Source organism: Amycolatopsis stemonae (assembly GCF_054781455.1).
Genome location: NZ_BAAGUJ010000007.1, coordinates 326,520 through 350,497, shown reverse-complemented (window position 1 = coordinate 350,497; position 23,978 = coordinate 326,520). Strand labels below are relative to the sequence as shown.

Below are 23,978 nucleotides of genomic sequence, written 5' to 3'. Positions count from 1 at the left end.
CGGGTGAAAGTCATTTCGGCCGCGGGGTAGCGGGCGGTGTTCGCGGTGCGGGAATGAAGGGGCAGTCGCACTGCCCTCCCGCTCCGTCTGTTCGTAAGGCTGGGCACGACTCTGCGTCATCTCCGGCGGAAGATGATCTTCGTCACGAACCGCGGCCTCTGCTTGTGGCCGCTCTTTACATGAAACTGTCTATTGTCAATCGTGCTGTACATCATCTATCGTCATGTAAACCAGCCAACGGAGGAGGGTGTGATGAGCGGAGCGACGATCCCCGCCGGGTCGACCGAGCTGTGGCGGGACCGCAAGCGCTACCTGTGGCTGATCGGCCTGGTGGTGCCGTCACTGGCGTTCGTCGCCATCGGGCTGCACGCGGCCACCGGGTGGGGCGTCTGGTTCTGGATCGGGCCCATCGTGATCCTCGTGATCGTGCCGATGGTCGACCTGCTCGCCGGGCTCGACCGCAGCAACCCGCCGGACGACGTGATCGAACGGCTGGAGAACGACCGCTACTACCGCTGGATCACCTTCGCCTTCCTGCCCGTGCAGTACCTCGGCTTCGCCGCGGCGTTCTGGCTGATCGCCCGGGGCGACCTGTCCGTCGTGGACAAGATCGGGCTGGCCGTGTCGATCGGGTGCATCGGCGGGATCGGCATCAACACCGCGCACGAGCTGGGGCACAAGAAGGAAAGCCACGAGCGCTGGCTGTCGAAGATCGCGCTGGCGCAGAGCTTCTACGGCCACTTCTACATCGAGCACAACCGCGGCCACCACGTCCGCGTGGCGACGCCGGAGGACCCGGCGAGCAGCCGCGTCGGCGAAAGCTTCTACCGCTTCTGGCCGCGCACGGTCTTCGGTTCGCTGAAGTCCGCGTGGCGCCTGGAACGCAAGCGCTACGCCCGCCGCGGCAAGCACCCGTTCCGGATCGGCAACGACGTCCTCAACGCCTGGCTGATGTCGGCGGTCCTGTGGGCCGCGATGATCGCGTGGCTCGGCGTCGGGATCCTGCCCTACCTGGTGATCCAGGCCGTCATCGGGTTCTCGCTGCTGGAAATCGTCAACTACATGGAGCACTACGGCATGCTGCGCCGGCGCGTCGGCGCCGAGGGGAAGCGCCGTTACGAGCGCGTGGATCCCAGCCACAGCTGGAACTCCAACAACATCGCCACGAACGTCCTGCTCTACCACCTGCAGCGGCACAGCGACCACCACGCCAACCCGACGCGCCGCTACCAGACGCTGCGCGACTTCGCCGAGTCGCCGGTGCTGCCCACCGGGTACGCGGGGATGATCGTGCTCGCCCTGATCCCGCCGGTGTGGCGCCGCGTGATGGACCCGCGGGTGCTCGCCCACTTCGAAGGCGACATCTCGCGAGCCAACATCCAGCCGTCGAAGCGCGGGAAGGTCCTCGCGCGGTACGGAACCCGCGTCACGCCGGTCCCCGTGGACCGAGCCGACACCCAGGGCGACGCCTCCGAGGGCGGCATGTGCCCGGGCTGCGGGTACGTCTACGACGAGAAGCTCGGCGACCCGCGCGAAGGCTTCCCGGCCGGCACGCCGTGGTCGGCGATCCCGGACTCCTGGTGCTGCCCGGACTGCGGCGTGCGCGAAAAGGTCGACTTCGTCGCGCCCGGACGGGTGGGTGCGTGATGCGGATCGAAGCGGACCACGCCAAGTGCGACGGTCTCGGCATGTGCGAGGCGATGGCGCCGGACTTCTTCGAGGTGGGCGAGGAAGGCACGGTCGTCGTGCTCGACGAGCGCCCGGGCGAAGAACACCGCCAGGACCTCGCCGCCGCGGTCGACTCCTGTCCCGTGCTGGCCCTGAAACTCAAGGACTGACATGGCTTTCGTCGTCGTCGGCGCCTCGCTCGCCGGGCTGCGCGCGGTGGAGTCCGCGCGCCGCACCGGCTACCGCGGCCGGATCGTCCTCGTCGGTGCCGAGGAGCACCTGCCCTACGACCGGCCGCCGCTGTCGAAGGCGTTCCTGGACCCGGACCACCCCGGCCGCGTCGAACCCTTCCACCCCGAAGCCGTGCTCCGGGACGAGCTCGGCGTCGAGCTGATGCTGGGTGCCCCGGCCGAAAGCCTCGACACCGGCGCGCGCGAAGTGACCGTCGCGGGAACCGCCGTCCGCTACGACGCGCTGGTCATCGCCACCGGCGCGCGGGCCCGGACGGTGCCCGGCGCACGCACGCTGCGCACCGCCGAAGACGCCGTCGCGGTGCGCGAGGCGCTCGACGCGGGGGCGCGGACCGTCGTGATCGGCGCCGGGTTCATCGGCTCCGAAGTCGCGTCGGCGGCGCGCAACCGCGGTCTGCCGGTGACGATCGTCGAAGCCGCGGCCGTCCCGCTCGTCCGGGCGGTCGGCGAGGATGCCGGGGCACAACTGGCCGGACTGCACCGGGAGGCGGGTACGGACCTGCGGCTCGCCACCGAGGTCACCGGCGTCGGCGACGACGGCGTGCACCTGGCCGGCGGCGAAGTGCTGCCCGCCGACCTCGTGGTCGCCGGCATCGGCCCGGGCCCGGCCACCGGCTGGCTCGAAGGCAGCGGGGTGCCGCTGCACGAGCGCGACCGCGGCGTGGTCTGCGACGCGACCCTGGCCGCCGGGCCGCCCGGCGTCTACGCCGCGGGCGACGTCGCGCACGTCGCGAACCCGCTCTTCGACGGCGAGCCGATGCGCCTCGAGCACTGGACGAGCGCGGCCGAGCAGGGTGCGGCCGCCGCCCGGCACGCGCTCGACCCGGCGGGCGCGCACCCCCTCGAAACCGTGCCGTACTTCTGGTCCGACTGGTACGGCCGGCGGATCCAGTTCGTCGGCACCCCGCGCGCCGACGAGGTGGTGTCCGCGGGCGGGGTGACGCTGTACCGCCGCGGCGACCGCCTCGCCGGCGCGCTCACCGTCGACCGCCCGCGCGAGATCATGAAGTACCGCAGGCGGATCGCCGCGCGAGGGCCGTGGTCCGACGCACTGGCCTTCGCGGGAGCTGCCTAGAATGACGGTCATGAGCGCCGCAGTTCCGGCCCCGTCCGTGGGCGGCCAGCACCGGCGGCCGATCATCACCGCGGCGATCGAGCTGACCGCGCGGTCCGGCTGGCCGGCGGTCACCATGGCCCGGCTGGCCGAGGTCGTCGGCGTCAGCCGCCAGACCGTCTACAACGAGATCGGCTCGAAGGCCGCGCTGGCCGAGGCGATGGTCGCGCACGAGCTCGACCGGTTCCTCTCCGTCGTCGGCGCCGCCTTCGACCGGCACGAAACCGACCTCGTCGAAGCGATCTACGACGCCGTCCGCGCGGTCCTCGAGCTGGCCGACGACAACATCCTGCTGCGCGCGATCGCGTCCGCCACGCACGGCACGGCCCCCGAGCTCCTGCCGCTGCTGACCACCGAGGCGGGCTCGCTGCTCACGCAGGCGAAGGCGATGCTGACCGCGCGCGTGGCGGCCTACCGCCCGGCGCTCACGGACGAGCAGATCGACGTCGTGATCGACCTGGTCGTCCGCACCGTCCTGAGCCACGTCATGCAGCCGTCGGACACCCCGGCGCGCACCGCGGACGCCCTGGCCTGGGTCGCGGCCCGGGTCCTCGGCGTGGACGCGGCCCCGGCGCTGCGGCACACCTGAGGTTCAGCGAAGGCCGTGCCGGTCCAGCCACGCGCCGATCTCGGTGCCGATCTCCTTCGGCCGGTCCTCCTGGGCGTGGTGCCCGGCTTCGCCGCACGCCACGACGTCCAGCGCGGCGATGTTTTCTTCGCACCACTGAGCGGTTTTCTCGCCGATGAGCAGCGTGGGGGAGCCTTCGAAGGTCATCAGCAGCTTCGGCGTTCCGGTGCTGGTCTTCAGCCACTCGTCGTAGGCCTCGATGCGCGGGATCAGTTCGGCCGGCTCACCGCCGAGGGGCAGCTGCCGCGCCCAGGCGAGCACCGGACGGCGGCTCTCGGGCGTCGGGAACGGCGCGAGGTACGGCTCGAGGTCCGCCACCGGCGTTCGCACGCCGCCGGTGAAGGCCTGCCGGACGAACAAGTCCTGCGCCAGCACCAGTTCCTCGCCGACGCCGGGCGTGCGGATCTTCCGCGTCCGCTCGGCGGCCTGCGGCGAAACCTCGTCCCAGCCGATCGGCTTCACGATGGTCTCGAAGAACGCCACGCCGCGGACGCGCTCCGGGTGGCGGGCGGCGTGGTCGAAGGCGAGCGCGCCGCCCCAGTCGTGCCCGACGAGCACGACGTCGTCGAGGCCCAGGGCGTCGAACCAGTCGTCGAGGTAGCGGGCGTGGTCGGCGAAGGAGTACTCGATGTCGGGCTTGGGCGAGCGGCCCATGCCGATGAGGTCGGGCGCGAGCAGGCGGCCGGCGCCGACGTGGGGGCGGACGTTGCGCCACCCGTACGACGAGCCGGGGTTGCCGTGCAGGAGGACGATCGGGGTGCCGGAGCCGGTTTCTTCGTGGTGCAGGGTCATTTTTCGTCCTTCAGGGGAGTGTCGAGGAGGAGGGTGAGTTCGCGGCTCAGGGCCGCGGTGCGCTCGCCGTCCCGCCCGCCGAGCGGCGCGAGGAGCCGGTCGAGCAGCTCGGCCACCGTGGCGATCGCCGGCTCGACGACCTCCCGGCCGCGGGCGGTGAGGGCCAGCCGGACCGTGCGGGTGTCCGCCGGGTCGCGGGTGCGCTCGATCAGGCCGTCGGCGTCGAGGGAGCGCGCGAGCTTGGAGACGTAAAGGGCTTCAAGCCCGGTGTGGTCGGCCAGTTCCCGTTGGCTCGGTGCCGCACCGGAGCGTTCCAGCCCGAACAGCGAGGCCAGGAAGACGTACTGCGCGTGCGTGAGGCCCGCGGGCGCCAGCGCGCGGTCGACCGCCACGCGCCACTTCGTGGAGAGTCGCCAGATGAGGTGCCCGGGAGTGCTCATGCCAAATACTGTACATGGCTATTAAGTACATGGCTACTATCCGGCGAGTTCGCGGATCCGCTCCATCGCGGCGCGGACCTCGGTGAACCCGGTGGTCAGCGGGCTCAGCCCGACGCGGATGCCGTCGGGCCGGCGGAAGTCGATCAGCACGCCGTTCTCGATGAGGACCCGCGCCAGCCGTTCGGCGTCGGGGTGCCGCAGGGTGACGTGCCCGCCGCGGCGGGCGTCGTCGCGCGGCGAAGCCACTTCGAACCCCAGCGGGACGAGCCACGCGTCGGCGAGCTCGAGCACCCAGCGCCCGAGCGCGACGGCCTTGGCCCGCACCCGCTCGATCCCGGCTTCGGCCAGCAGCGCGACGCCCTCCTGGACACCGACCATGCCGAGCACCGGCGGCGTCCCGGACAGCGCGCGGCGGATGCCCGGGGCGGGCACGTAGTGCTCGGCCATGCCGAACGTGTCGGCCGCGCCCATCCAGCCGGTGATCGGCTGGCCGAACTCCGCGTGGTGGCGGGCGTTGACGTAGAGGAACGCGGGCGCGCCGGGGCCGGCGTTGAGGAACTTGTACGTGCAGCCGACGGCGAAGTCGGCGTCCGCGGCGTCCAGCTCGACCGGGATCGAGCCGGCGCTGTGGCAGAGGTCCCAGACGACGAGCCCGCCGCGCTCGTGCACCAGCTCCGTGATGCCGCCGAGGTCGGCGATCGCCGCGGACCGGTAGTCCACATGGGACAGCACGACGGCCGCGGTCCGCGGGCCGGTGACCGCCGCGACGTCCTCCGGGCGGACGTCGGCGGCTTCGATCCACCGGACCGTGTGGCCGAGCTCCGCGGCCACGGCCTCGGCGAGGAACCGGTCGGTGGGGAAGTTGCCGGTGTCGATGACGATCTCGTCGCGCCCGGGCCGCAGCGCGACGGCCGCCCGGAGCGTCTTGTACAGGCACACCGACGTCGAGTCGGCCACGATCGTCCGGCCCGGGGCGGCACCGAGCGCGACGCGGCCGAGCTCGTCCCCGATCCGCTCGGGCAGCTCGAGCCAGCGTTCTTCCCACGATCGGATGAGCCGCGCGCCCCACTGGTCGGCGACGACCTCCTGCAGGCGCTCGGCGGTCGCGCGCAGCGGGCGGCCGAGCGAGTTCCCGTCGAGGTAGGCCACGACGCCCGGGTCGGTGATCGGGACGAAGCGGTCCCGGAACGCGGCGAGCTCGTCTTCGGCGTCGAGGCGCGCGGCCTCCTCCGACGTGGTCAGCGGTTCTTCTCCTTGACCCGCACGGTTTCCTTGCGCACCTCGGCCTGCGTGGCGCGTTCCCGCACCAGCCAGTCGGGGTTCTCCGCCTTGAGCGCGTCGATCTGCTCGGTGGTCAGCGCTTCGGTGATACCGCCGCGGGTGAGGCCGCCGATGGAGACGCCCAGCTTCGCCGCGACGACCGGCCGCGGGTGCGGGCCGGTGCGGCGCAGCTCGCGCAGCCACTCCGGCGGGTCGGCCTGCAGCGCGTTCAGCTCGTCGCGCGAGACGACACCCTCCTGGAACTCGGCGGGCGTGGCTTCGAGGTAGACACCCAGCTTCTTGGCCGCCGTCGCGGGCTTCATCGTCTGGTCGGTCTTGTGCGACGTCATGCCGTCCAGGGTAGCCAGCGCCCCGCCCGGTAACCTGACCCGGTGACCTCGTTCCGCCTCGCGTACGTCCCGGGCGCGACGCCCGCCAAGTGGGTCCGGACCTGGGGCGAGCGCGTGCCGGAGGTACCGCTGACCCTGGTGCCGGTCGCCGCGGCGGAGGCCACGGCCGTGCTCCGCGCGCGCGAAGCGGAGGCGGCCCTGCTGCGCTCCCCGATCGACCGCGACGGCCTCCATGCGATCCCCCTGTACACCGAGACGACGGTGGTCGTGGTCGCCAAGGACCACCTCGTCGCGGCGGCGGAGGAAGTGTCCACTGCGGACCTGGCGGACGACGTCGTGCTGCACCCGCTGGATGACACGGTGGAGTGGTCTTCCCTCCCCGGCCGGCCCGCCCGGGCGCGCCCGGAAACGACCGCGGACGCCATCGAGCTGGTGGCGGCGGGCGTCGGCGTGCTGGTGGTCCCGCAGTCCCTGGCGCGGCTGCACCACCGCCGCGACCTGACCTACCGCCCGGTGACGGACGCCCCGCAGTCGAGCGTCGCGCTCTCGTGGCTCGAGGACGAGACGACGGACCTGATGGAGACGTTCATCGGCATCGTCCGGGGCCGCACGGTCAACAGCACGCGCGGACGCCAGCAGCAGCCGGCGGCTCCGGAGAAGAAGCGCCCGGAGCGCAAGCCGGCGGCCAAGCCGGCCCGGCGCACCGGCGGCGGTGCCCCGAAGCGCGGGAAGCCGCGCCGCCGGTCCTGAGTCAGTTCGTCGAGCAGACGCAGTTGCCGTCGACCCGGTCGGCCAGGTCGGGGTCGTCGAACCAGAAACCGTTTTCGCCGAGGTAGCGGAACTGGATCACCGTGCCGGGGGCGACGTCGACCGAGGCCGAGCGGCGGCCGTTGGAGCGCGGGGTCAGGTGGTGGCGGCCGGGCGTCCAGTCGTTGAACGAGCCGACGACGCTGACCCGTCCGGGCGGGGCACCGGCCGGCAGGCTGAACGTCACTCGCTGGGTGCCGGCCCGGCTCTTGCTGATCTTGATCACGCGGGGAGTGCCTTTCGGGGAGCGGACGAGGGGCGTGCTCGGCACTGAGCGCCGACATGATGACACAGCCGTGACCGATCGGTCACCCCGTGTGCCCGAAGGAATTACCCAGCCGCTCAACGGTTCGCCACCGACCGGGTGGTCCTGCCGTGAACCATGATCATCTTGCTGCCGGACGTGCTTGCCGGTGCGAAACTGACTGCCGTGACCGTCGCCGCTGATCGTCAAGTCAAGGACCCGTGTGCCTGGCTCAGCGCCGTCACCCACGAGCTCGCCGGCGCGCCTCCGGCCGACACGCGGGCAGTGCTCTTGACGGTGTGGGACGGGCTGGTCGCCGCCCGGCTCGCCGGGCTGCACGCCGCCGAAGCCTCGCCTCGCTGGCGGGCCCGGCAGCGCCACGCCGAAGCGGTCGAGTTCGACCTCGCCGTCCAGCTGGCCCGCAACTGCACCGTCGGCACCGGCCTGGCCATCCCCGCCGGGCTGACCGGAGCCGCGGTCGCCTGGCCGCCCGAGCGCGCCGACGCCGCGGTGGCCGCGATCATCGAGTTCTGCACGACGGCGGAAACGGTGCTGCGCAGGGCGGGCGAGCTGACCCCGGTCTGGGAGGACAGCCTCCTGGGCCCGGTGGCGCTGACCCGCTGGCTGGCGGACTGCTGGGCGGGCGGCCACACGGGCTGCGCGCTGAGGCTGCCGGTGCCGCCGCCGTCGTGGTGGCGCTGACCCCGGCCGCCGATGCCGCCGCCGTGGCGGGCGCGGCCCGTTGGTTCGCGGTTGCTGGGCTGGCACCCCGCCGGGCTGTGCGCTGAGGCTGCCGGTGCCGCCGCCGTCGTGGTGGCGCTGACCCCGGCTCGCGGTTTGCCCGGCGAGCCCGCTCCGGCTGCCCGCCGTCCGTCAGGGGATGGCTGGGCCGGCCGGACCGGCGCCGGGGAAAGGAGGCCGGGGTGGCCGGATCAGCTGTCCCGCCCGTGAGACTTCCGCGCGCGACCCGGGCGGCCGTGCGCGCCGTGCTGCTGGCCGAACTGACGTCCGCCGGGATGCGGGCGCGTGCTGCCGGCTGCCCGCCGGACGTGCTCTTCGACGTCCTCGGCGCGCGGCTGGGCCTAGCGGCCGAGGACGGCCAGGACGGTGGCCACGATCCCGGCCAGCCGGGCCTCGTCGGCGAGGGCGGTGGTTAACCAGTCGTCGCGCGTGGAACCGTTGCGCGGCAAGCGGTCGAGCGCGCTCGCGCCGGCGCCGAACACGCGCCGGACCACCGCGGTGACCGCCGCCGTCGCTTCCTCGCCGCGGTCCAGCCGGGCTTCGATCGCCCGCAGCGCCTGGTCGGCCAGGCCCGCGAGCCGCACGTCGTCGGCCTCGTCCGGCCCGACCAGCGGGAGCGGGGCGGGCTCGGCCGAGGCGTCCGCCGGCATCGGCGCGACCGGCGCCCGCTTGTGCCCGAGCGGGCGTTCGACGTGCTCGGCGTGCCACTTCGGCCGGGTGCGCATGGCGGCCAGGACCGTCCGCACCTCGCGGTCGAGCGTGTCGCGGTCGGCCGGCGGCTCGCCGGTGAGCCCGGCGCGGCGCGCGGCCCAGCCGTCCAGAGGCCACAGTTCGGCGCCCGCGGTCACCGGCACCCCGGCCCAGACCAGGATCTGCACGGCGAGGTCGCACAGCCACGGGTCGTCGTCGAGGGCGTCGCCCAGCCACGCCGGGAGCCGTGGGCGTTGCAGCGCCCCGATCTCCCCGCGCCGCCGCCGGTGCGCGTCGACCGTCGCCGGGCTCAGCCGGGTGGCCAGCCAGCCGTCGAAGTTGTCGATCGGGTCGGTCGCGCGCCGCAGCGCGTGCTCCACGACGGCCTCGACGTCGTCGTGGAAGCCGTCGAGGCAGTCCGGGCGCAGCCATTCGAGCCCGCGGGCGCAGTCCGGGTGCCGGCGCTGGCGCTCCAGCGGTTTGGTGATCCGGGCGAAGACCAGCGGCCACGCCACGGTGTACACGGCCCCGCGCAACCGGGCGAGGTCGCCCGGCGCGGCGGCCGAAGCCGTGTCGGCGAGCAGCCCGTCGCGAGCCAGCCGGCGGATCCCGGCCACGTCGATGGGCGCGTGCATGGTGTCGAGCAACCCGTCCTCCCCGATGCCGTCGACCGGGCAATGGTCGGTCAGCCGGGGAACGGGCAAAGGCCGCGCGCGGGCCGAATCACGGCGGAACTGGCCAGGGACTGGCCATCGGCGAATCACCTGATCGGCGCAGCCGGTGCCGCCGATCGCGCGGAAGTCCGCGTGCCACAATCGAAATCCCATGGCAACCGAGAACGGGCTGGTCCGGGAGCTCACCACCTTGCGCCGCGGCTGGGGACTGGAAACCGAACGGCTGCGCGGCCGGCTCGGGCCGCTCCTGTCCGGCTGGTGCGAAATCCACCGGACGGCGAACGACCGCGAAGCGCGGCGAGTGCTGCGCGACGCCATTTCCGCCGCGATCGCGGAGTTCCCGGCCGACGACCGGTTGGCGGTCAACGTCGCGCTGGGCATCGCCCCGGGGTCGCAGCACGCGTTGCTCAGCGACCGGGTCGGGATCCTCGCCGACCAGCTGAAGGTTTCCGAACGCACGGCCCGGCGGCGGATAGACCGGTCCTTTGCCCGCTTGGCTGCGGAAATCGAGGCGGGCACGCGGCCCGGTGACGGCGAGCCCGATCCGGACCAGGGCTGGTTCGTCAAGCGGCTCAACGCCTTGGTGCGGCTGGACACCGCCGAGCCGGAGCTGATCGAGGAACGCCTGATCGTGGCGACGCGCGACGGGCTCGACCGGATCTCCGCGCAGTTCACGGTGCCCCGCGTCGAGGGCGGGGAAGACGGCGAGCGGCGGGTGGCGGCCGACGCCCAGCACGGGGTCCGGATCGCGGCGGAGGACCGGGTGGGGCAGCGGCACTTCCGCTGGCTGCTCGACCTCCCGCGGCCGCTGGCGCGCGGCGAAACCCACACGTATTCGCTGGTGCTGCGGATCCGGGACGGCCTGCCGATCCGGTCGTCGTACGTGTTCGTGCCGCTGGTGACGTGCGAGTCGTTCACGGTGCGGGTCCGCTTCGACCCGCGGTGCCCGCCGCGGGCGGTGTGGCGGCTGGACCGGGTGCCGCCGTCGGTGCTCGCCGATCCGCCCCAGCCGGGTGAGACGCTGTCCCTCGACGGCGCGGGCGAGGTCGCGGAGGAGTTCGCGGCCCCGCAGCTCGGCTACGCTTACGGCTTCAGGTGGCTGGCCGGAGGTTCCCGATGACCGGGCGCAGGGTGACCGCGAACGTGAGCTTGACCCTCGACGGGCGCTACCGCGGCCCCGGCGGGCCCGCCGACCTGGGCCCGATCGTCCGCTACGTGTCGACCGACGTCGCCCGGCGCCACCTGGCGCGGATCTGGGAGAGCGCGACGACGGCGGTGCTCGGCCGGCTGAACGCGGAGGACTTCTTCGGTTTCTGGCCGGCACTGGCCGCGGACGAGAACGCCGACCTACGCGAACGCGGTTACGCGAAGTGGCTGCTGGACGCGGAGAAGGTGGTGTTCTCGACGACGTTGACGAAGCCGCCGTGGGACCGCACGAAGATCGTGAACGCCCCAGCACCAGAAGTCATCGAAGGGCTGAAGGTCACGGGTTCGGGCGACATCCTGGTGAACAACAGCACGAGCATCATCAAACCGCTGCTGGCAGCAGACCTCCTCGACCGCCTGTACCTGACGATCTGCCCGGAGATCGCCGGGGACGGCCCCCGCCTGTTCGACGACGGACTACCACCGTCGAGGTGGCGGCTGACCCACCACGAAGCAGGAGAACTGGGAGAAACGTCCATGGTCTACGACCGCCAGCGTTGAGTCCTGTGTGGACAAAAGCCATCTCTGACCACCGGAAGCAACCACGGCGCACCCGGGGGTTGTCCCCGGGTAGGTACTGCGGGCACCGGGAGCAGTCCCGAAGGGATTGCGAACAGCAATCCCCGCCTCGTGGGGCGGGCGGGGCTCGAACCCGCGGCCAAGGGATTATGAGTCCCCTGCTCTAACCAACTGAGCTACCGCCCCCTGACCCCGGCGCGCAGGCGGCACGGGTTTGCATTTGCACAGAAGACCCAGTTCGCTTCAAGTTATCACAGCGGCCATCCGGGCAGATCGAGTAGGCCAAACAGGTTGAAGTGGCCACCGGCCGGGGCACGCTCGTCTAGGTTGCAAGGGCGTCTCCGCTGAACGGAACGGCGGGAGGGTGAGCGATGGGCGCGTCACCGCGAGCCACCCTGCCCGCCCCGGGCGCACTCCGGCTGGCGCTGCTCGACGCGGTCACCGCCGGGGCGGGCCTCGGTTACCTGGCGCACCAGTACCGGGAGGCGCTCGTGGCGAACCTCGCGGCCATCGGCATGGGCCTGCTGTTCGCCTTCGTGGCCGGTTACCTCGTGCGCGCCTCGGCTCGCGTCCTGCGCCGGGCGGGCCGGCGCGTGGACGCGATCTTCGCCGAGGAGCTGCGCGAAAAACCGTCGCCCCGGCCGCGGTGAACCCGGGACCATCCACAGTGGACATCAGTCCACAAGGGACGGTCAGGCCACGCGGTACCAGGCGTTGCCGATCGCCCCGGCGCGGCCGAGCTCCAGCGGTTCCAGCCGCACCCGGGTGCCGCCCGGGTGGTCGAACAGCCGCACGCCGTCGCCGAGCAGGACCGGGGCCACGTGGACCAGGACCTCGTCCAGCAGGCCGGCTTCCAGGCACCGCCGGGCCGTCGCGGCGCCCAGCACCGCGACGTATTCGTCCCCGGCCGCCGCGGACGCCGCCGCCACGGCCTCGCGCAGGTCGTCGACCAGCGTGAACTCGGGAACGGGGGCCGCCGAGCGGGTCACCACGAAGACCGGCCCGCGCCAGCGGCCGCCGTAGACCTCGCCCTCCGCCGTCGTCGCCGGGGCGTAGGTGCGGTGGCCCATGAGCACCGTCCCGATCCCGCCGAGCAGCCGTTCGACGACCGGGTTGGGGCCGGCGGGCAGCCCCGAAAGCCACGTCATGTCGTCGGCGGGCCCGGCGATGAAGCCGTCGAGGGACATCGTGACGTGGTAGAGGAGCTTGGCCATGGGTGCCGCCTTTCGGTGAGGGTCACTCGTACCGACGGGCGCCGCCGCGAAAACTCATCGGTCAGGCCGGGACGAGCTCCTCGGCCTCCGGTGCGGCCGCGTACCGGCGGGCGAGGGTCGCGCACACGATCAGCTGAATCTGGTGGAACAGCATCAGCGGCAGCACGATCAGCCCCACCTGCGCGTGCCCGAACAGCACCGTCGCCATCGGCAGGCCGCTGGCCAGGCTCTTCTTCGACCCGCAGAACACGATCGTGATCCGGTCGGCGCGGGCGAAGCCCAGCAGGCGCGCGCCCCACCCGGTCGCGCCCAGCACCGCCGCCAGCAGCACGCCGCAGAGGCCCACGAGCACCAGCAGGTGGCCGACGTCGAGCCGGTGCCAGATGCCCTCGGTCATGCCCGCGCTGAACGCCGTGTAGACGACCAGCAGGATCGAGCCGCGGTCGAACACCTTGAGCGGCGCCGAATGCCGGGTGATCCAGCCGCCGATCCAGCGCCGCGCCAGCTGGCCCGCGACGAACGGCGCGAGCAGCTGCAGCACGATCCCGAGCACGGCCGAGCCGTCGACCCCGGCGCCGTCGCCGGCCAGCAGCAGTGCCACCAGCAGCGGCGTCAGGACGATCCCGGCCAGGTTGGACAGCGACGCGCTGCAGATCGCCGCCGCGACGTTGCCGCGCGCGATCGAGGTGAACGCGATCGACGACTGCACCGTCGAGGGCAGCACGGTGAGGAACAGCACTCCCGCGGCGAGCTGATCGGGCAGCACCGACGACGGCAGCAGGAAGATCGCCAGGCCGAGCAGCGGGAACAGCACGAACGTCGCGGCGAGCACGACCGCGTGCAGCCGCCAGTGGCGCAGTCCTTCGAGCGCTTCCTGGGTGGACAACCGGGCGCCGTACAGGAAGAACAGCAGTCCGACGGCGATCGTGGTGGCGGTGCCGAAGCCATCGGCCACCGCGCCCGAGGCGGGCAGCAGCGTGGCGACCCCGACGGTGGCGAGGATGGCGAGGACGAACGGGTCAAGACGAAGCCGGGACATGGATCTCCTTCCACGGCAATTCTCGGCGTTCGCGCGCTCATTGTGAACCCCGATGACCGGACTGACTGTCATCGCGGATCGCGATAAGCTCAGCGCGTGCTGGACCCGCGCCTGTGCCGTTCGTTCCTCGCCGTCGCCGAGACGCGCAGCTTCACGGCGGCCGCGCGCCGGCTGGGGGTCGGCCAGCCGACCGTCAGCCAGCACGTGCGACGCCTCGAGCGCGACTCGGGCGGGCTGCTCTTCGCGCGCGACACCCACACCGTCGAGCTCACCGCGCGCGGGCAGGCGATGCTCGGGTTCGCGCAGACCGTCGTGGACACCGAAGAGCGGGCCGAGCGGCACTTCCGGGGCGCCGAGCTGCGCGGCCGCGTGCGGTTCGGCGTCTCGGAGGACTTCGCGCTCGGCGAGCTGCCGGAGATCCTGCACCGGCTGCGCCGCAGTCACCCGCTGGTGGACGTCGAGCTGACCGTCGAGCTCTCCGACGTCCTCGCGCAGCGCCTGCGCGCCGGGCAGCTGGACCTGGTGCTGGGCAAGCGCCGCCCGGGCGCGCACCACGGCCGGCTGCTGTGGCGCGAGCCGCTCGTCTGGATCGGCTCGGCCGCCACCGTGCTGGAGCCCGGGCAGCCGGTGCCGCTGGTGCAGTACCCGATGCCGTCGATCACCCGGCAGCTCGCCGTCGAGTGCCTCGAACGTGCGGGCCTCGAATGGCGGGCGGCGTGCCAGACGTCGAGCCTCACCGGCCTGCGGGCCGCCGCGGCCGCCGGGCTCGGGGTCACCCTGCACGCGCGCAGCCTGGTGCCGGCCGACCTCGTCGAGCTCGACGGCCTGCCCGAGCCCGGCGACATCGAGTTCATGCTGCTGGCCCGCGAGTCGATGGCGGGGCCGGCCGCGGCGCTCGCCGACTTCGTTCTCGACCGCGTGGGCCGGTGATCACTCCTCTTCGCCGGTCAGGAGTCTTCGCAGCCTCGCCAGCGCGCGGTGCTGGGCGACGCGGACCGCGCCGGGCGTGGAGCCCACCGCCGAGGCCGTCTCCTCGGCGGACAGGCCGACGACCACCCGCAGCACGACGATTTCCCGCTGCTTCGCGGGCAGCACGTCGAGCAGCCGGGCGAGCCGCTCGTTGAGCTCGAACCGCAGCGCGCGCTGCTCGGGACCGTCCGCTTCGGACACCCCGTCGGGGATCTCGGGCACCGGGTCGGCGCGGTTGCGGGCCGCGGCGCGGTGGGCGTCGGCGACCTTGTGCTGGGCGATCCCGTAGACGAACGCGAGGAACGGCCGGCCCTGGTCGCGATAGGACGGCAGCGCCGTCAGCACGGCCACGCACACGTCCTGGGCGACGTCGTCGGCCGAGGCGAACGAGCGCTCGTTGCGGCCGACGCGGGCCCGGCAGTAGCGCACCACCAGCGGCCGGATCGTGGCGAGCAGGCGGGCGGTCGCGGCGACGTCGCCGGCGATCGCGTCGGCGACCGGCTCGTCGTGCCGCCGCCAGTGCGCCGGGAACGCTTCGGCGGGTGGCGCCGCGGCGATCTCCCGGACGAGGGCGCGGCTGCGCACCCGGAGCAGGGTGCCCTCCACGTCGAGGCCGACGCGCAGCGAGTCCTGCAGCGCGGTGTTGGCGTCCCGCAGCAGCTCGGTGGTCGCCCGATCCCCGTACTCGGTTGCCGGCATGGTGCTCACCCTTCCCTGTCCCGCTGGCCGGGCCGCGCGGCCCGGTGGCGCCTGAGGCGTTCCCGCACGTGGCGGAGGTTGGAGCGGACGGTCGCGGGGGCGATGCGCAGCGCGTTCGCGATCTGCGTCGGCGTGAACCCGTCGAGGGACCACGCCAGCACCATCCGCTGCTGACCGGGGAGGGAGGCGAGCAGGTCGATGAGCCCCGCGTGCTGGTCGACCAGTGCGGCCAGCTTCTCGTCGTCCTGCGGGTCGCCCGCGGGGGTCCAGTCCGCGCGCGCGTCGCCGGCCGCGTCGAGCAGCCGGCCGGCGACGCGGCGCACCCAGGCCCGGGGGTCCTCGAGGGTCGGCCACGCCTCCAGCGCGTGCAGCATCGCCTCGGCGGCGACGTCACGGGCCGTCTCGACCTCGAACCCGGCCTTGCAGAGGAACGCCACCAGCGGGGGGAAGTCGGCGCGGAAGAACGCGTCGAACCCGTCGTCACCGCACACAGTCCCCTCACCACCCCTCGCCTCCACAGGAACAAGTGCGCCGAGGTGACCGCTACGTGTAACGATTCGATCAAGACTGCCCGGTAGGAGTAATGCGCTGCGCCGGATCGGTGACCAGCGGTGACGAATGAGCGGCGGATCGCCGGGTACCCGGGCCCGATGACCCACCGAGACACGATCCGGCGCCTGCTGGCGGAGGCCAGCCCGACGTACGCCGCCGAGGCCGGGATCAAGCTCGCCGACCAGCCGGCGCCGCTGTACCGGCTGCTGGTGCTGGCCGTGCTGCTCTCGACCCGGATCAAGGCGGGCATCGCGGTCGACGCGGCCAAACAGCTGCGGGCCGCGGGCCTGGGCACGGCCAAGGCGATGGTCGAGGCGACCTGGCAGCAGCGGGTCGACGCGCTCGGCCGGGCGCACTACAAGCGCTACGACGAACAGACGGCCACGGCGCTCGGCGAGGGGGCGCGGTACCTCCTCGACGAGTACCGCGGCGACCTGCGGCGGGTGCGCGAGGCCGCGAACGGCGAATTCCGGACCCTGGCGCGGCTGCTCGGGAGGGTGCCGCGGCTGGGGCCCGTCGGGGCCGAGATCTTCACCAGGGAGGTGCAGCTGGTGTGGCCGGAGTTCCGCCCGCACCTGGACCGGAAGGCCTTGCAGGGTGCGGAAAAGCTCGGCCTGCCGACCGAGCCGGGCCGGCTCGCGGAGCTCGTCCCCGGCGATGACCTCGCGCTGCTCGCGTCGGCCCTCGTGCGGGTCGCGCTGGAGCGTGGTCTCGCCGATCGAGTGACGTGATCGACATCGAGATCCGCGGAAGAAAGGCGTACTCTCATGTGTTGCAGTCTTGGTTGCCCGGAGGGTGAGCCGGGAACCGAAGCCAAAACCCCTTGACCGCGGCGGATGCGCTCGCGCCTCGCGCGCGGTCAAGTCGGTTGACGCGCCACAATAATGGGAATCAGGAAGATCCCGAGGGAGGTGAACCAAGGAAATGGAAGCCACGATGACGGGCTGGGCGGAACTCGCGGCCTGCAAGGACGAGGACCCGGAACTGTTCTTCCCGATCTCCGAGATGGGCCCCGGCGCCCGGCAGACCGCACAGGCGAAGGCCGTGTGCGCGCGCTGCCCGGTGCGTGCCGAATGCCTGAGCTACGCGCTCGACAACGGCCTCGACCACGGCGTCTTCGGCGGCACGACCGCCGACGACCGGCGCCGGCTGGTGCGCACCGCACCGCAGCGGCACCGAGCAGCCTGACCGCCGCCCGGTGACCACTCCCGGCGGCCTGAAGCAATAAACACCGAAACCGGAAGAATTTCTTTCCGGGAGTGTGTGCGCCCGGGCGGGTGATTCCCCGTGAATCACCCGCCCGGGCTTTTTCACGTCGTTCACCCGTGCCGGGCGCACGGAAGATTGCCGGCATCGGTCACGGCCGGATTCCCGTCCGTGGTCATCGTGCTCATTCGCCCGGCCACGTCTCCGGCAGACCCCACGCGGCCGCCGGGACCGACTCGAACGCGGCCATCGCCGTGACGAGCCCCTGCTCGACGGTCAGCAGCGACACCCCGAACCAGCGGTAGGCGGTCTCGCCGGGCCGAAGGAGGTAGGTCGCCACCGCGGGCTGGCGGTTCGCCCGCGCCGGCAGCATCCGGAACCGCCCGACGCACTGCGGTGACGCCGGGTCCAGCGACAGCGACAGGGCGCGCACGATCGCGTCCCGGCTGCCGAACCACAGGGCGTACGGCGGCATGACGGCCTGGGCGTCTTCGTGCAGCAGCCGGGCGACCGCGGCGGGGTCGCCCTGTTCGTAGGCCGCGATGAACCGCTTCAGCAGCGCGGTTTCCTCGGCCGTCGCCGCGCCGGCCGTCCACTCGGCACGGCGCGCGGGCAGCCGTTCACGCAGCGTCGCGCGGGCGCGCTGGAGCGCGCTGTTCGCCGACGCGACGCTCGTCTCCAGCAGCTGCGCCGTTTCCTTGGCCGACCAGCCGAGCACGTCCCGCAGCACCAGGGTCGCCCGCTGCCGCGGCGGCAGGTACTGGACGGCGGCGAGGTAGGCGAGTTCGATCGTCTCCCGCTCGACGACGACCGCGTCCGCCCCGGGCGCGTCGAGAAGGTGGTCCGGGTACGGCTCGAGCCACGGCAGGTCGACGGCGGCGATCGGCCCGTCGGGCTCGCCGGACGGGCCGAGCTGGTCGGGCAGCACCCGCCGCGGCCGGCGGGCGAGGACGTCGAGGCAGGCGTTCGTGGCGATCCGGTACAGCCAGGTCCGCGCGCTGGCCCGGCCCTCGAACTTGTCCCGGGCCTTCCACGCGCGCAGGAAGGTCTCCTGCGCGAGGTCTTCGGCGTCGCTCAGCGAGCCGAGCATCCGGTAGCAGTGCACCTGGATCTCGCGCCGGTGCCGTTCGACGAGCGTCTCGAAGTCCACGACGAGCCCCACCCGGGCACGCTAGCGCACGCGGGGCTGGGAGACTGCTGCGGTGAGCGGAACGGTGCTGGTGCTCGGCGGACGCAGCGAGATCGGGCTGGCCGTGGCGAAACGCCTGGCCGGCGCGGGCGGCAAGGTCGTGCTGGCCGCACGGCCGGGCGCGGACCTGACCGAGGCGACGACCACCCTCCGCGAGGCCGGCGCCGAAAGCGTCGCGACCGCCGGCTTCGACGCCGACGACCTCGCCGCGCACGGTCCCTTCCTCGAGCAGGTCGCGGCCGAGCACGGCCCGCTGGACGTCGTCGTGCTCGCCTTCGGCATCCTCGGCGACCAGGCCCGCGCCGAGGAGGACGCCGCGCACGCCGCCGCGATCGTGCACACCGACTACGTCGCCCAGGTCGGCGTGCTCACCCACGCCGCGAACCTGCTGCGCGCCCAGGGGCACGGCAGCCTGGTGGTGTTCTCCTCGGTCGCCGGGATCCGCGTGCGCCGCGCCAACTACGTCTACGGCTCGGCGAAGGCCGGGCTCGACGGCTTCGCGAGCGGCCTCGCCGACGCGCTCCATGGTTCGGGCGTCCACCTCTTGCTCGTCCGCCCGGGCTTCGTCATCGGCCGGATGACCGAGGGGATCAGCCCCGCGCCGTTCTCCAGCACGCCGGACCAGGTGGCCGACGCGACCGTCGCCGCGCTGGGGAAGCGGCGCGGGGTGGTCTGGGTGCCCGGCGTACTCCGTCCGGTCTTCTTCGCGATGCGGCTGCTGCCCCGCGCGATCTGGCGCCGGATGCCCCGCTGACCCCACTGTGGCCGCGACCACAGCACTTCCGCGTACGCGTTCCGGCACAGTCCGTCGCGAAACCCGCGGAACGGCTGCGCCGATCGGCTAGCGTCACGAGCTTTCAACAACTTTCTCAGCTGATTCCCAGCTAACGCGGTGATCCTCGAAGGAGGGGTTCCACCCGAGGGAAGCAAGGGGAAGTGTCGTGCTGCTGTCGTCCCGGGGGCGTCGCATCGGCGGGCGGGTCGCGCTCGGCGTCGTGTCGGCGCTGGTGCTCGGTGCCACCGGGTACCTGTGGTCGCAGCTGGCCAAACTGGACCACGGCCTGGTCACCGCCGACGTCATCCCGCCGTCCGCGCAGGTCGACGAAAACGACACCGTTCCCGGCGAACCGCTCAAAGCCGCCCAGAACATCCTGCTCGTCGGCATCGACGCGCGCACCGACGCCTACGGCAACCCGTTGCCACAGAACGTGCTCGACGCACTGCACGCCGGAAGCGGCGACGACGGCGGCGACACCACCGACACGATGATCGTGGTGCACATCCCGGCGGGCGGCGCCGCGGCGACGGCGATTTCGATCCCGCGTGACTCCTATGTGGACATCGCGGGCGGCTACGGCAAGCACAAGATCAACTCGGCCTACAGCCGCGGCAAGAACGCCGCGATGGCCGGCTTGCGCGCGCAAGGGCTTTCCGGCGCGCAGCTGGAGGTGGCGGCGAACGAGGCCGGCGCGAAGACCGCGATCGAGACGGCGCAGAAGTTCACCGGGCTGACGATCAACCACTACGCGGCGATCAACCTCGCCGGGTTCGACGCGCTGTCGCAGGCCGTCGGCGGCGTCGAGGTCTGCCTCAAGGCGCCGGTGCACGACAGCTATTCCGGCGCGGACTTCGCGGCCGGCCCGCAGACGCTGTCCGGGCCGCAGGCGCTCGCGTTCGTCCGGCAGCGCCACGGCCTGCCCAACGGCGACCTCGACCGGATCGCGCGGCAGCAGGCGTTCCTGTCTGCGATGGCGAAGAAGGTGCTGAGCGCGGGCACGTTCACCGACGTGGCGAAGCTGAACTCGCTGGTCGGCGCGGTGCAGGGGTCGGTCGTGCTGGACAGGGGCTGGGACGTCCTGAGCTTCGCGCAGCAGCTGCGGGGGATGAGCTCGGGGGCGATCGGGTTCGCGACGATCCCGGTGCAGAGCCTGTCGCTGCAGACGCCGTCGGACGGCGATGCCGTGAAGGTCGACCCGGCGCAGGTCCAGCAGTTCGTGCGCACGGCGATCAGCACCCCGGCGGTCCAGGCTTCGGGCGACGAGGCGACCGGCGGTGTGCGGCCGGTCGCGGCGACTTCGGCGCAGCCGCCGTCGTCGACCGCGAAACAGCCGGCGACCAGTACGGCCGCCGGCTGCGTGAACTAGCGCGTCACACGAACGCGGACTGCCCGGTGATCGCCTTGCCGACGATCAGGGTGTTCATCTCGCGGGTGCCTTCGAAGGAGTAGATCGCCTCGGCGTCGGCGAAGAACCGCGCGACGTCGTAGCCGAGCACGATCCCGTTGCCGCCGAAGATTTCCCGGCTCCAGGCGACGACTTCGCGCATCCGCGACGTGACGAACGCCTTGGCCAGCGACGAGTGCTCGTCCTTGAAGATCCCGGCGTCCTGCAGCCGGGCGAGCTGCACGAGCATGCCCCACGACGCGGTGATGTTGCCGAGGCTCTTCACGAGCAGGTCCTGCACCAGCTGGAACTTCGCGATCGGCCGGCCGAACTGCGTGCGCTCCTGCGAGTAGGCGAGCGCGGCTTCGTAGGCGCCGATCATCACGCCCAGCGCCTGCCAGGCGACGCCGCCGCGGGTGGCGCGCAGGATCTCGGCGACGTCCCGGAAGGAGTTGATGCCCTGCAGGCGGTTCGCCTCCGGCACGCGGACGTCGGTCAGCGTGATCTCGGCGTTCTCGACGATCCGGAACGCGGTCTTGCCCTGGATCTTCTCCGGCACGAAGCCCGGCATGTCCTTCTCGACGACGAACCCCTTGACGTGGTTGTCATCCAGGTCGCGCGCCCACACGACGACGTAGTCGGCGAAGGTCGCGTTGCCGATCCACTTCTTGGCACCGTTGAGGATCCAGGTGTCGCCTTGTCGCTTGGCCGTCGTGCGCATGCCACCGGCCACATCGGACCCGCCGAGCGGCTCGGTCATCGCGAACGCGCCGATCTTGTCCATGGCGGCCATTTCGGGGAGCCAGCGGTCACGCTGCTCCTGGTTCCCTCCACTGTAGATCGAGTACATCGCAAGTCCGTTGTGGACACCGAAGAACGTCGCCACGGACGCGTCGGTGCGGCTCATCTCCATCGCCATCATGCCGGTGAGCAGGTGGCTGACCGCGGGCTTGTGCTCGCCGTAGCCCTCGTAGGGCAGGCCCGCGAGGCCGCTCTCCCGGAACATCCCGATCAGTTCCTTCGGGAAGGTGCCGGCCTCCCAGTTCTCGTTCACCAGCGGCTTGACGTCGTGCTGCATGAACTCGCGCGCCTTGACGAGCAGCTTGTGCTCGTCGTCCGGGAGCAGCGCCTCGAAGTCGTAGAAGTCGGCGGTCAGGGATTCCATCTCAGTTCTCCTCCACTGCGTGCAGAACGGCCAGCTGCTTGCGGTCGCGCGTCTCGGCGAGTTCCGAGTACGTGGAGGAGCCGTAAGCCTGTTCGACGGCTTCGATCAGCCGTTCCTGCTCTTCCGGGCTCTGGCTGGGCGTGCCCAGGCCGGCCCACATCTTCTTCATGGACTTGCCGATGTGCTCGGCCATGTGCCGGTACCCGCCGGGACCGCCACCGAGGTGCGAGCCGAGGAACGGCCCGACGGTCGCCCAGCGGATCCCGAGCGAATTCGTGATGACCTTGTCGAGGTCTTCCGGCGTGACGACGCCCTGCTCGACGAGGTAGATCGCCTCGCGGCTGAGGGCGTTCTGCAGCCGGTTGCCGACGAACCCGGCGATTTCCTTGCGCTCCACGACCGGCGTCCGGCCGAGGAAGGTGTAGAACTCGACGGCCTTTTCGACGCTTTCCTGGCTGGTCTGCTCGCCGGGAACGACCTCGACGAGCGGGATCAGGTGCGGCGGGTTGAACGGGTGTCCGATGAGGACGCGGCGGCCGTCGATCTCGCCGGTGAACGCCGTCGACGGGATGGCACTCGACGAACTCAGCAGCAGCGCGTGCTTCGGCGCTTCCTCGACGAGCTGCTTGAAGAGGTCCTTCTTGAACTCGACGTTCTCGGGGCCGTTCTCCTGCACGACATCCGCGTCTTTCACGGCTTCGGTGACGTCGGCGGCGATGTGCACGCGGCTCGCCAGGTCGTCGGCGGTGGTGCCAAGGTGCGGTGCGAACGTCTCCAAGGCCTCCGTGACGGCGTCGGCGAGGTCGGGGCGGGGGTCGGTGACCCGGACGGTCAGGCCGTGGCTCGCGAACAACGCCGTCCAGGACAAGCCGATCGTTCCCGCGCCGATGACTGCGGCGTTCTTCATGACCGGACTCCCTTAAGGTAGTCGAAGACCGGCTTGACCGGGGCGAGCGTCAGGTCGGTGAGGATGTGGCTCGCGGACACGACCTCCAGCACGGGCAGGTCGGCCAGCGGGGCCAGGACGTGCTGGAACAGCTGCAGCCGCGCGGGGCCGGTGTAGGCCTCCTTGACCACGACGTCGGTGATCTCGGTGCGCACCAGCTCCTGCACGCGCGGGGTGCCGTCGTAGCCCGGGATCGTCTTGAGCATGAACGTCGGGACGGTGATCTGGCGTTCGGCCTCGCGGGCGTCCAGCTCGTGGTGCTTGTAGCCCATCGTCGCGGTCGCCACTCGGAGCGTCCCGTAGTCCAATGTGCCCACGAGGACACCGTTGTCGACATGGAGATCCGGGCTGCCGACGGTCTTCGGGTACGCGCTCACTTCGCGTCCGGAAGCCGTGGCGGCGAAGTTGTCGAGGTACATCGCGTGCAGGTACTCGCCGCGCTCGCCGTCGAAGCTGACCTCGATCGCCTGGCCGGACTCGGTGTACGGGCCGTAGCCCGAGACGTCGCCCATCTTCATGACTTCGAAGCGCACCAACGGTTCTTCGACCTTCAGCGGCTCCGGCACGACGGCCCGCAGGGCGTCGGCGTCGGTACGGTAGACGATGTTCAGGTACTCGCGGTCGGTGAACCTCGGGACCACGGGCGCGAACGCCGGGGCGGTCAGGGGGGTGGTCACGTGCTGCCGGACTTCTTCGATCTTCATTCGCCTGTCCACTTCGGAGCGCGGCGCTCGGCGAAGGCGGTCATGCCCTCGCGGACGTCGTTCGACTGCATCAGGTTCTTGATTTCTTCGCGCTGCGCGGCTTTCGGGTCCGCGGCCCGCACGATCTTCTTGACGGCGGCCAGCGCGAGCGGCGCGTTCTCCGCCAGCTTCTCGGCCAGCTGGAGCGCGACGGCGGCGGCGTCGCCGTTCGGCGTCACGCGGTTGACCAAGCCCAGCTCGCCCGCCCGGCGGCCGGTGACCGGCTCGCCGGTGAGCAGGAACTCCATCGCCAGGTGGTGCGGGATCCGCTTCGGCAGCCGGAGCACGCCGCCGCCCGCGGCGATCAGCCCGCGCTTCACTTCCGGGAGACCGAACTTCGCGTCTTCCCCGGCAACGATCAGGTCGCAGCCCAGCGCCAGCTCGAACCCGCCGCCCATGGCGAACCCTTCGACGGCGGCGATCAGCGGCTTGGCCAGCTCGGCCTCGGTCAGACCGCCGAACCCGCGGCCCGGGATGTCCGGGGACTCGCCCTTGAGCGCGGCCTTGAGGTCCATGCCGGCGCTGAAGGTGTTCTCGGCGCCGGTCAGGACGCCCGCTCGCAGCGTGGGGTCGGCTTCCAGCTCGTCGAGGGCCGCGGCCAGCCCGGCCGCGACGGCGGCGTTGACCGCGTTGCGGGCCTGCGGCCGGTCGATCGTGATCAGCAGGGTGCTGCCGATCCGTTCGGTGCGTACGTCCATCGTCTTGCTTCT

General features: G+C 72.1%; 30 protein-coding genes and 1 tRNA gene. 15 read left to right on the top strand and 16 right to left on the bottom strand.

The genetic code is table 11. From position 1 onward, the window contains the following. The first annotated feature begins 252 nt into the window (after positions 1 to 252). The 4 genes from ACYVLJ_RS26970 to ACYVLJ_RS26955 are packed head-to-tail and all read left to right on the top strand — an operon-like array spanning position 253 to position 3,622. Positions 253 to 1,647 (top strand): fatty acid desaturase, encoded by a 1,395-nt coding sequence (locus ACYVLJ_RS26970; protein WP_460440793.1) that lies wholly within the window; start codon positions 253 to 255, stop codon positions 1,645 to 1,647. Continuing rightward, entirely contained in the window at positions 1,647 to 1,838 is a 192-nt protein-coding gene (locus ACYVLJ_RS26965; RefSeq protein WP_451984067.1) for a ferredoxin, read from the top strand. Before ACYVLJ_RS26970 ends, ACYVLJ_RS26965 begins: the two co-directional genes overlap by 1 nt. Before the next feature lies 1 nt (position 1,839). Continuing rightward, positions 1,840 to 2,994, top strand: coding sequence for an NAD(P)/FAD-dependent oxidoreductase (locus tag ACYVLJ_RS26960; protein ID WP_460440792.1), 1,155 nt, complete (start codon positions 1,840 to 1,842; stop codon positions 2,992 to 2,994). A gap of 1 nt (position 2,995) precedes the next feature. Further along, positions 2,996 to 3,622, top strand: coding sequence for a TetR/AcrR family transcriptional regulator (locus tag ACYVLJ_RS26955; RefSeq protein ID WP_451984063.1), 627 nt, complete (start codon positions 2,996 to 2,998; stop codon positions 3,620 to 3,622). Positions 3,623 to 3,625: 3 nt separating this feature from the next. Here the strand turns inward: ACYVLJ_RS26955 and ACYVLJ_RS26950 are convergent, their stop codons facing one another. Genes ACYVLJ_RS26950 through ACYVLJ_RS26935 form a run of 4 tightly spaced genes read right to left on the bottom strand, consistent with a single transcriptional unit; the run spans position 3,626 to position 6,503 of the window. Further along, positions 3,626 to 4,453 carry a haloalkane dehalogenase gene (locus ACYVLJ_RS26950; RefSeq protein WP_460440791.1) on the bottom strand — a complete coding sequence of 276 codons (828 nt, stop codon included), beginning with the start codon at positions 4,451 to 4,453 and terminating at the stop codon, positions 3,626 to 3,628. After that, positions 4,450 to 4,893 (bottom strand): MarR family winged helix-turn-helix transcriptional regulator, encoded by a 444-nt coding sequence (locus ACYVLJ_RS26945; RefSeq protein ID WP_451984059.1) that lies wholly within the window; start codon positions 4,891 to 4,893, stop codon positions 4,450 to 4,452. Before ACYVLJ_RS26945 ends, ACYVLJ_RS26950 begins: the two co-directional genes overlap by 4 nt. A gap of 36 nt (positions 4,894 to 4,929) precedes the next feature. Then, entirely contained in the window at positions 4,930 to 6,135 is a 1,206-nt protein-coding gene (locus ACYVLJ_RS26940; RefSeq protein ID WP_460440860.1) for a kynureninase, read from the bottom strand. Next, complete coding sequence (locus tag ACYVLJ_RS26935; RefSeq protein WP_451984057.1) at positions 6,132 to 6,503, bottom strand: DUF5997 family protein; 372 nt, start codon at positions 6,501 to 6,503, stop codon at positions 6,132 to 6,134. Before ACYVLJ_RS26935 ends, ACYVLJ_RS26940 begins: the two co-directional genes overlap by 4 nt. Positions 6,504 to 6,545: 42 nt before the next feature. Between ACYVLJ_RS26935 and ACYVLJ_RS26930 the strand changes: the two genes are divergently transcribed. Next, on the top strand, positions 6,546 to 7,253 hold the full coding sequence (locus ACYVLJ_RS26930; protein ID WP_460440790.1) for a type 2 periplasmic-binding domain-containing protein: 708 nt from the start codon (positions 6,546 to 6,548) through the stop codon (positions 7,251 to 7,253). A gap of 1 nt (position 7,254) precedes the next feature. On the opposite strand, the gene ACYVLJ_RS26925 is transcribed toward ACYVLJ_RS26930, so the two are convergent. After that, complete coding sequence (locus tag ACYVLJ_RS26925; protein WP_460440789.1) at positions 7,255 to 7,536, bottom strand: early set domain-containing protein; 282 nt, start codon at positions 7,534 to 7,536, stop codon at positions 7,255 to 7,257. 204 nt (positions 7,537 to 7,740) lie between these two features. Between ACYVLJ_RS26925 and ACYVLJ_RS26920 the strand changes: the two genes are divergently transcribed. Both ACYVLJ_RS26920 and ACYVLJ_RS26915 read left to right on the top strand, forming a co-directional pair. Further along, positions 7,741 to 8,256, top strand: a complete 516-nt coding sequence (locus ACYVLJ_RS26920) for a hypothetical protein (protein WP_451984051.1) — start codon at positions 7,741 to 7,743, stop codon at positions 8,254 to 8,256. A gap of 221 nt (positions 8,257 to 8,477) precedes the next feature. Beyond that, on the top strand, positions 8,478 to 8,711 hold the full coding sequence (locus tag ACYVLJ_RS26915) for a hypothetical protein (RefSeq protein WP_451984049.1): 234 nt from the start codon (positions 8,478 to 8,480) through the stop codon (positions 8,709 to 8,711). On the opposite strand, the gene ACYVLJ_RS26910 is transcribed toward ACYVLJ_RS26915, so the two are convergent. Then, complete coding sequence (locus tag ACYVLJ_RS26910; protein ID WP_460440788.1) at positions 8,637 to 9,632, bottom strand: hypothetical protein; 996 nt, start codon at positions 9,630 to 9,632, stop codon at positions 8,637 to 8,639. The genes ACYVLJ_RS26915 and ACYVLJ_RS26910 overlap by 75 nt on opposite strands. Positions 9,633 to 9,810: 178 nt before the next feature. Here ACYVLJ_RS26910 and ACYVLJ_RS26905 point away from each other — a divergent pair, with 178 nt between their 5' ends. Both ACYVLJ_RS26905 and ACYVLJ_RS26900 read left to right on the top strand, forming a co-directional pair. After that, the gene (locus ACYVLJ_RS26905; protein ID WP_451984045.1) at positions 9,811 to 10,779 is read left to right on the top strand and encodes a hypothetical protein; all 969 of its coding nucleotides are present in this window, start codon (positions 9,811 to 9,813) and stop codon (positions 10,777 to 10,779) included. Continuing rightward, positions 10,776 to 11,366 (top strand): dihydrofolate reductase family protein, encoded by a 591-nt coding sequence (locus tag ACYVLJ_RS26900; RefSeq protein WP_460440787.1) that lies wholly within the window; start codon positions 10,776 to 10,778, stop codon positions 11,364 to 11,366. Before ACYVLJ_RS26905 ends, ACYVLJ_RS26900 begins: the two co-directional genes overlap by 4 nt. Positions 11,367 to 11,496: 130 nt before the next feature. Here ACYVLJ_RS26900 and ACYVLJ_RS26895 read toward each other — a convergent pair. Next, positions 11,497 to 11,570: transfer RNA gene (locus tag ACYVLJ_RS26895), tRNA-Ile, on the bottom strand. Positions 11,571 to 11,755: 185 nt separating this feature from the next. Here ACYVLJ_RS26895 and ACYVLJ_RS26890 point away from each other — a divergent pair. Continuing rightward, positions 11,756 to 12,034 (top strand): hypothetical protein, encoded by a 279-nt coding sequence (locus ACYVLJ_RS26890; protein WP_460440786.1) that lies wholly within the window; start codon positions 11,756 to 11,758, stop codon positions 12,032 to 12,034. Between the two features lie 42 nt (positions 12,035 to 12,076). On the opposite strand, the gene ACYVLJ_RS26885 is transcribed toward ACYVLJ_RS26890, so the two are convergent. Together ACYVLJ_RS26885 and ACYVLJ_RS26880 are read right to left on the bottom strand one after the other, a co-directional pair. Further along, positions 12,077 to 12,598 carry a dihydrofolate reductase family protein gene (locus ACYVLJ_RS26885; RefSeq protein WP_460440785.1) on the bottom strand — a complete coding sequence of 174 codons (522 nt, stop codon included), beginning with the start codon at positions 12,596 to 12,598 and terminating at the stop codon, positions 12,077 to 12,079. A gap of 61 nt (positions 12,599 to 12,659) precedes the next feature. After that, positions 12,660 to 13,637 carry a bile acid:sodium symporter family protein gene (locus ACYVLJ_RS26880; RefSeq protein WP_451984037.1) on the bottom strand — a complete coding sequence of 326 codons (978 nt, stop codon included), beginning with the start codon at positions 13,635 to 13,637 and terminating at the stop codon, positions 12,660 to 12,662. Positions 13,638 to 13,733: 96 nt separating this feature from the next. On the opposite strand from ACYVLJ_RS26880, the gene ACYVLJ_RS26875 reads away from it, so the two are divergent. Beyond that, on the top strand, positions 13,734 to 14,567 hold the full coding sequence (locus ACYVLJ_RS26875; RefSeq protein WP_451984035.1) for a LysR family transcriptional regulator: 834 nt from the start codon (positions 13,734 to 13,736) through the stop codon (positions 14,565 to 14,567). On the opposite strand, the gene shbA is transcribed toward ACYVLJ_RS26875, so the two are convergent. Together shbA and ACYVLJ_RS26865 are read right to left on the bottom strand one after the other, a co-directional pair. Further along, positions 14,568 to 15,164, bottom strand: a complete 597-nt coding sequence (gene shbA, locus ACYVLJ_RS26870) for an RNA polymerase sigma factor ShbA (protein WP_451984166.1) — start codon at positions 15,162 to 15,164, stop codon at positions 14,568 to 14,570. A gap of 146 nt (positions 15,165 to 15,310) precedes the next feature. Then, on the bottom strand, positions 15,311 to 15,796 hold the full coding sequence (locus ACYVLJ_RS26865; RefSeq protein ID WP_460440784.1) for an RNA polymerase sigma factor: 486 nt from the start codon (positions 15,794 to 15,796) through the stop codon (positions 15,311 to 15,313). Between the two features lie 159 nt (positions 15,797 to 15,955). Between ACYVLJ_RS26865 and ACYVLJ_RS26860 the strand changes: the two genes are divergently transcribed. Both ACYVLJ_RS26860 and ACYVLJ_RS26855 read left to right on the top strand, forming a co-directional pair. Continuing rightward, positions 15,956 to 16,588, top strand: coding sequence for an endonuclease (locus ACYVLJ_RS26860; RefSeq protein ID WP_460440783.1), 633 nt, complete (start codon positions 15,956 to 15,958; stop codon positions 16,586 to 16,588). Between the two features lie 193 nt (positions 16,589 to 16,781). Beyond that, a complete protein-coding gene (locus ACYVLJ_RS26855) occupies positions 16,782 to 17,045 on the top strand; it encodes a WhiB family transcriptional regulator (protein WP_451984029.1) in 264 nt (87 codons plus the stop codon). Positions 17,046 to 17,247: 202 nt separating this feature from the next. Here the strand turns inward: ACYVLJ_RS26855 and ACYVLJ_RS26850 are convergent, their stop codons facing one another. Continuing rightward, positions 17,248 to 18,225 carry a sigma-70 family RNA polymerase sigma factor family protein gene (locus ACYVLJ_RS26850; RefSeq protein ID WP_460440782.1) on the bottom strand — a complete coding sequence of 326 codons (978 nt, stop codon included), beginning with the start codon at positions 18,223 to 18,225 and terminating at the stop codon, positions 17,248 to 17,250. A gap of 40 nt (positions 18,226 to 18,265) precedes the next feature. Between ACYVLJ_RS26850 and ACYVLJ_RS26845 the strand changes: the two genes are divergently transcribed. Both ACYVLJ_RS26845 and ACYVLJ_RS26840 read left to right on the top strand, forming a co-directional pair. Then, a complete protein-coding gene (locus tag ACYVLJ_RS26845; protein WP_460440781.1) occupies positions 18,266 to 19,006 on the top strand; it encodes a Rossmann-fold NAD(P)-binding domain-containing protein in 741 nt (246 codons plus the stop codon). A gap of 187 nt (positions 19,007 to 19,193) precedes the next feature. Further along, positions 19,194 to 20,396, top strand: a complete 1,203-nt coding sequence (locus ACYVLJ_RS26840) for an LCP family protein (protein WP_460440780.1) — start codon at positions 19,194 to 19,196, stop codon at positions 20,394 to 20,396. A 4-nt stretch (positions 20,397 to 20,400) separates the two neighbouring features. Here ACYVLJ_RS26840 and ACYVLJ_RS26835 read toward each other — a convergent pair whose 3' ends face one another. From ACYVLJ_RS26835 to ACYVLJ_RS26820, 4 genes are read right to left on the bottom strand one after another with little or no spacing between them, the layout of a single operon-like run. Then, a complete protein-coding gene (locus tag ACYVLJ_RS26835) occupies positions 20,401 to 21,579 on the bottom strand; it encodes an acyl-CoA dehydrogenase family protein (RefSeq protein ID WP_460440779.1) in 1,179 nt (392 codons plus the stop codon). Between the two features lies 1 nt (position 21,580). Next, positions 21,581 to 22,486 carry a 3-hydroxyacyl-CoA dehydrogenase NAD-binding domain-containing protein gene (locus ACYVLJ_RS26830; protein ID WP_460440778.1) on the bottom strand — a complete coding sequence of 302 codons (906 nt, stop codon included), beginning with the start codon at positions 22,484 to 22,486 and terminating at the stop codon, positions 21,581 to 21,583. After that, positions 22,483 to 23,229, bottom strand: coding sequence for an acetoacetate decarboxylase (locus tag ACYVLJ_RS26825; RefSeq protein ID WP_460440777.1), 747 nt, complete (start codon positions 23,227 to 23,229; stop codon positions 22,483 to 22,485). The genes ACYVLJ_RS26830 and ACYVLJ_RS26825 overlap by 4 nt, the downstream gene beginning before the upstream one ends. Continuing rightward, positions 23,226 to 23,966 carry a crotonase/enoyl-CoA hydratase family protein gene (locus ACYVLJ_RS26820; protein ID WP_451984015.1) on the bottom strand — a complete coding sequence of 247 codons (741 nt, stop codon included), beginning with the start codon at positions 23,964 to 23,966 and terminating at the stop codon, positions 23,226 to 23,228. Before ACYVLJ_RS26820 ends, ACYVLJ_RS26825 begins: the two co-directional genes overlap by 4 nt. Between the last annotated feature and the right edge of the window lie 12 nt (positions 23,967 to 23,978).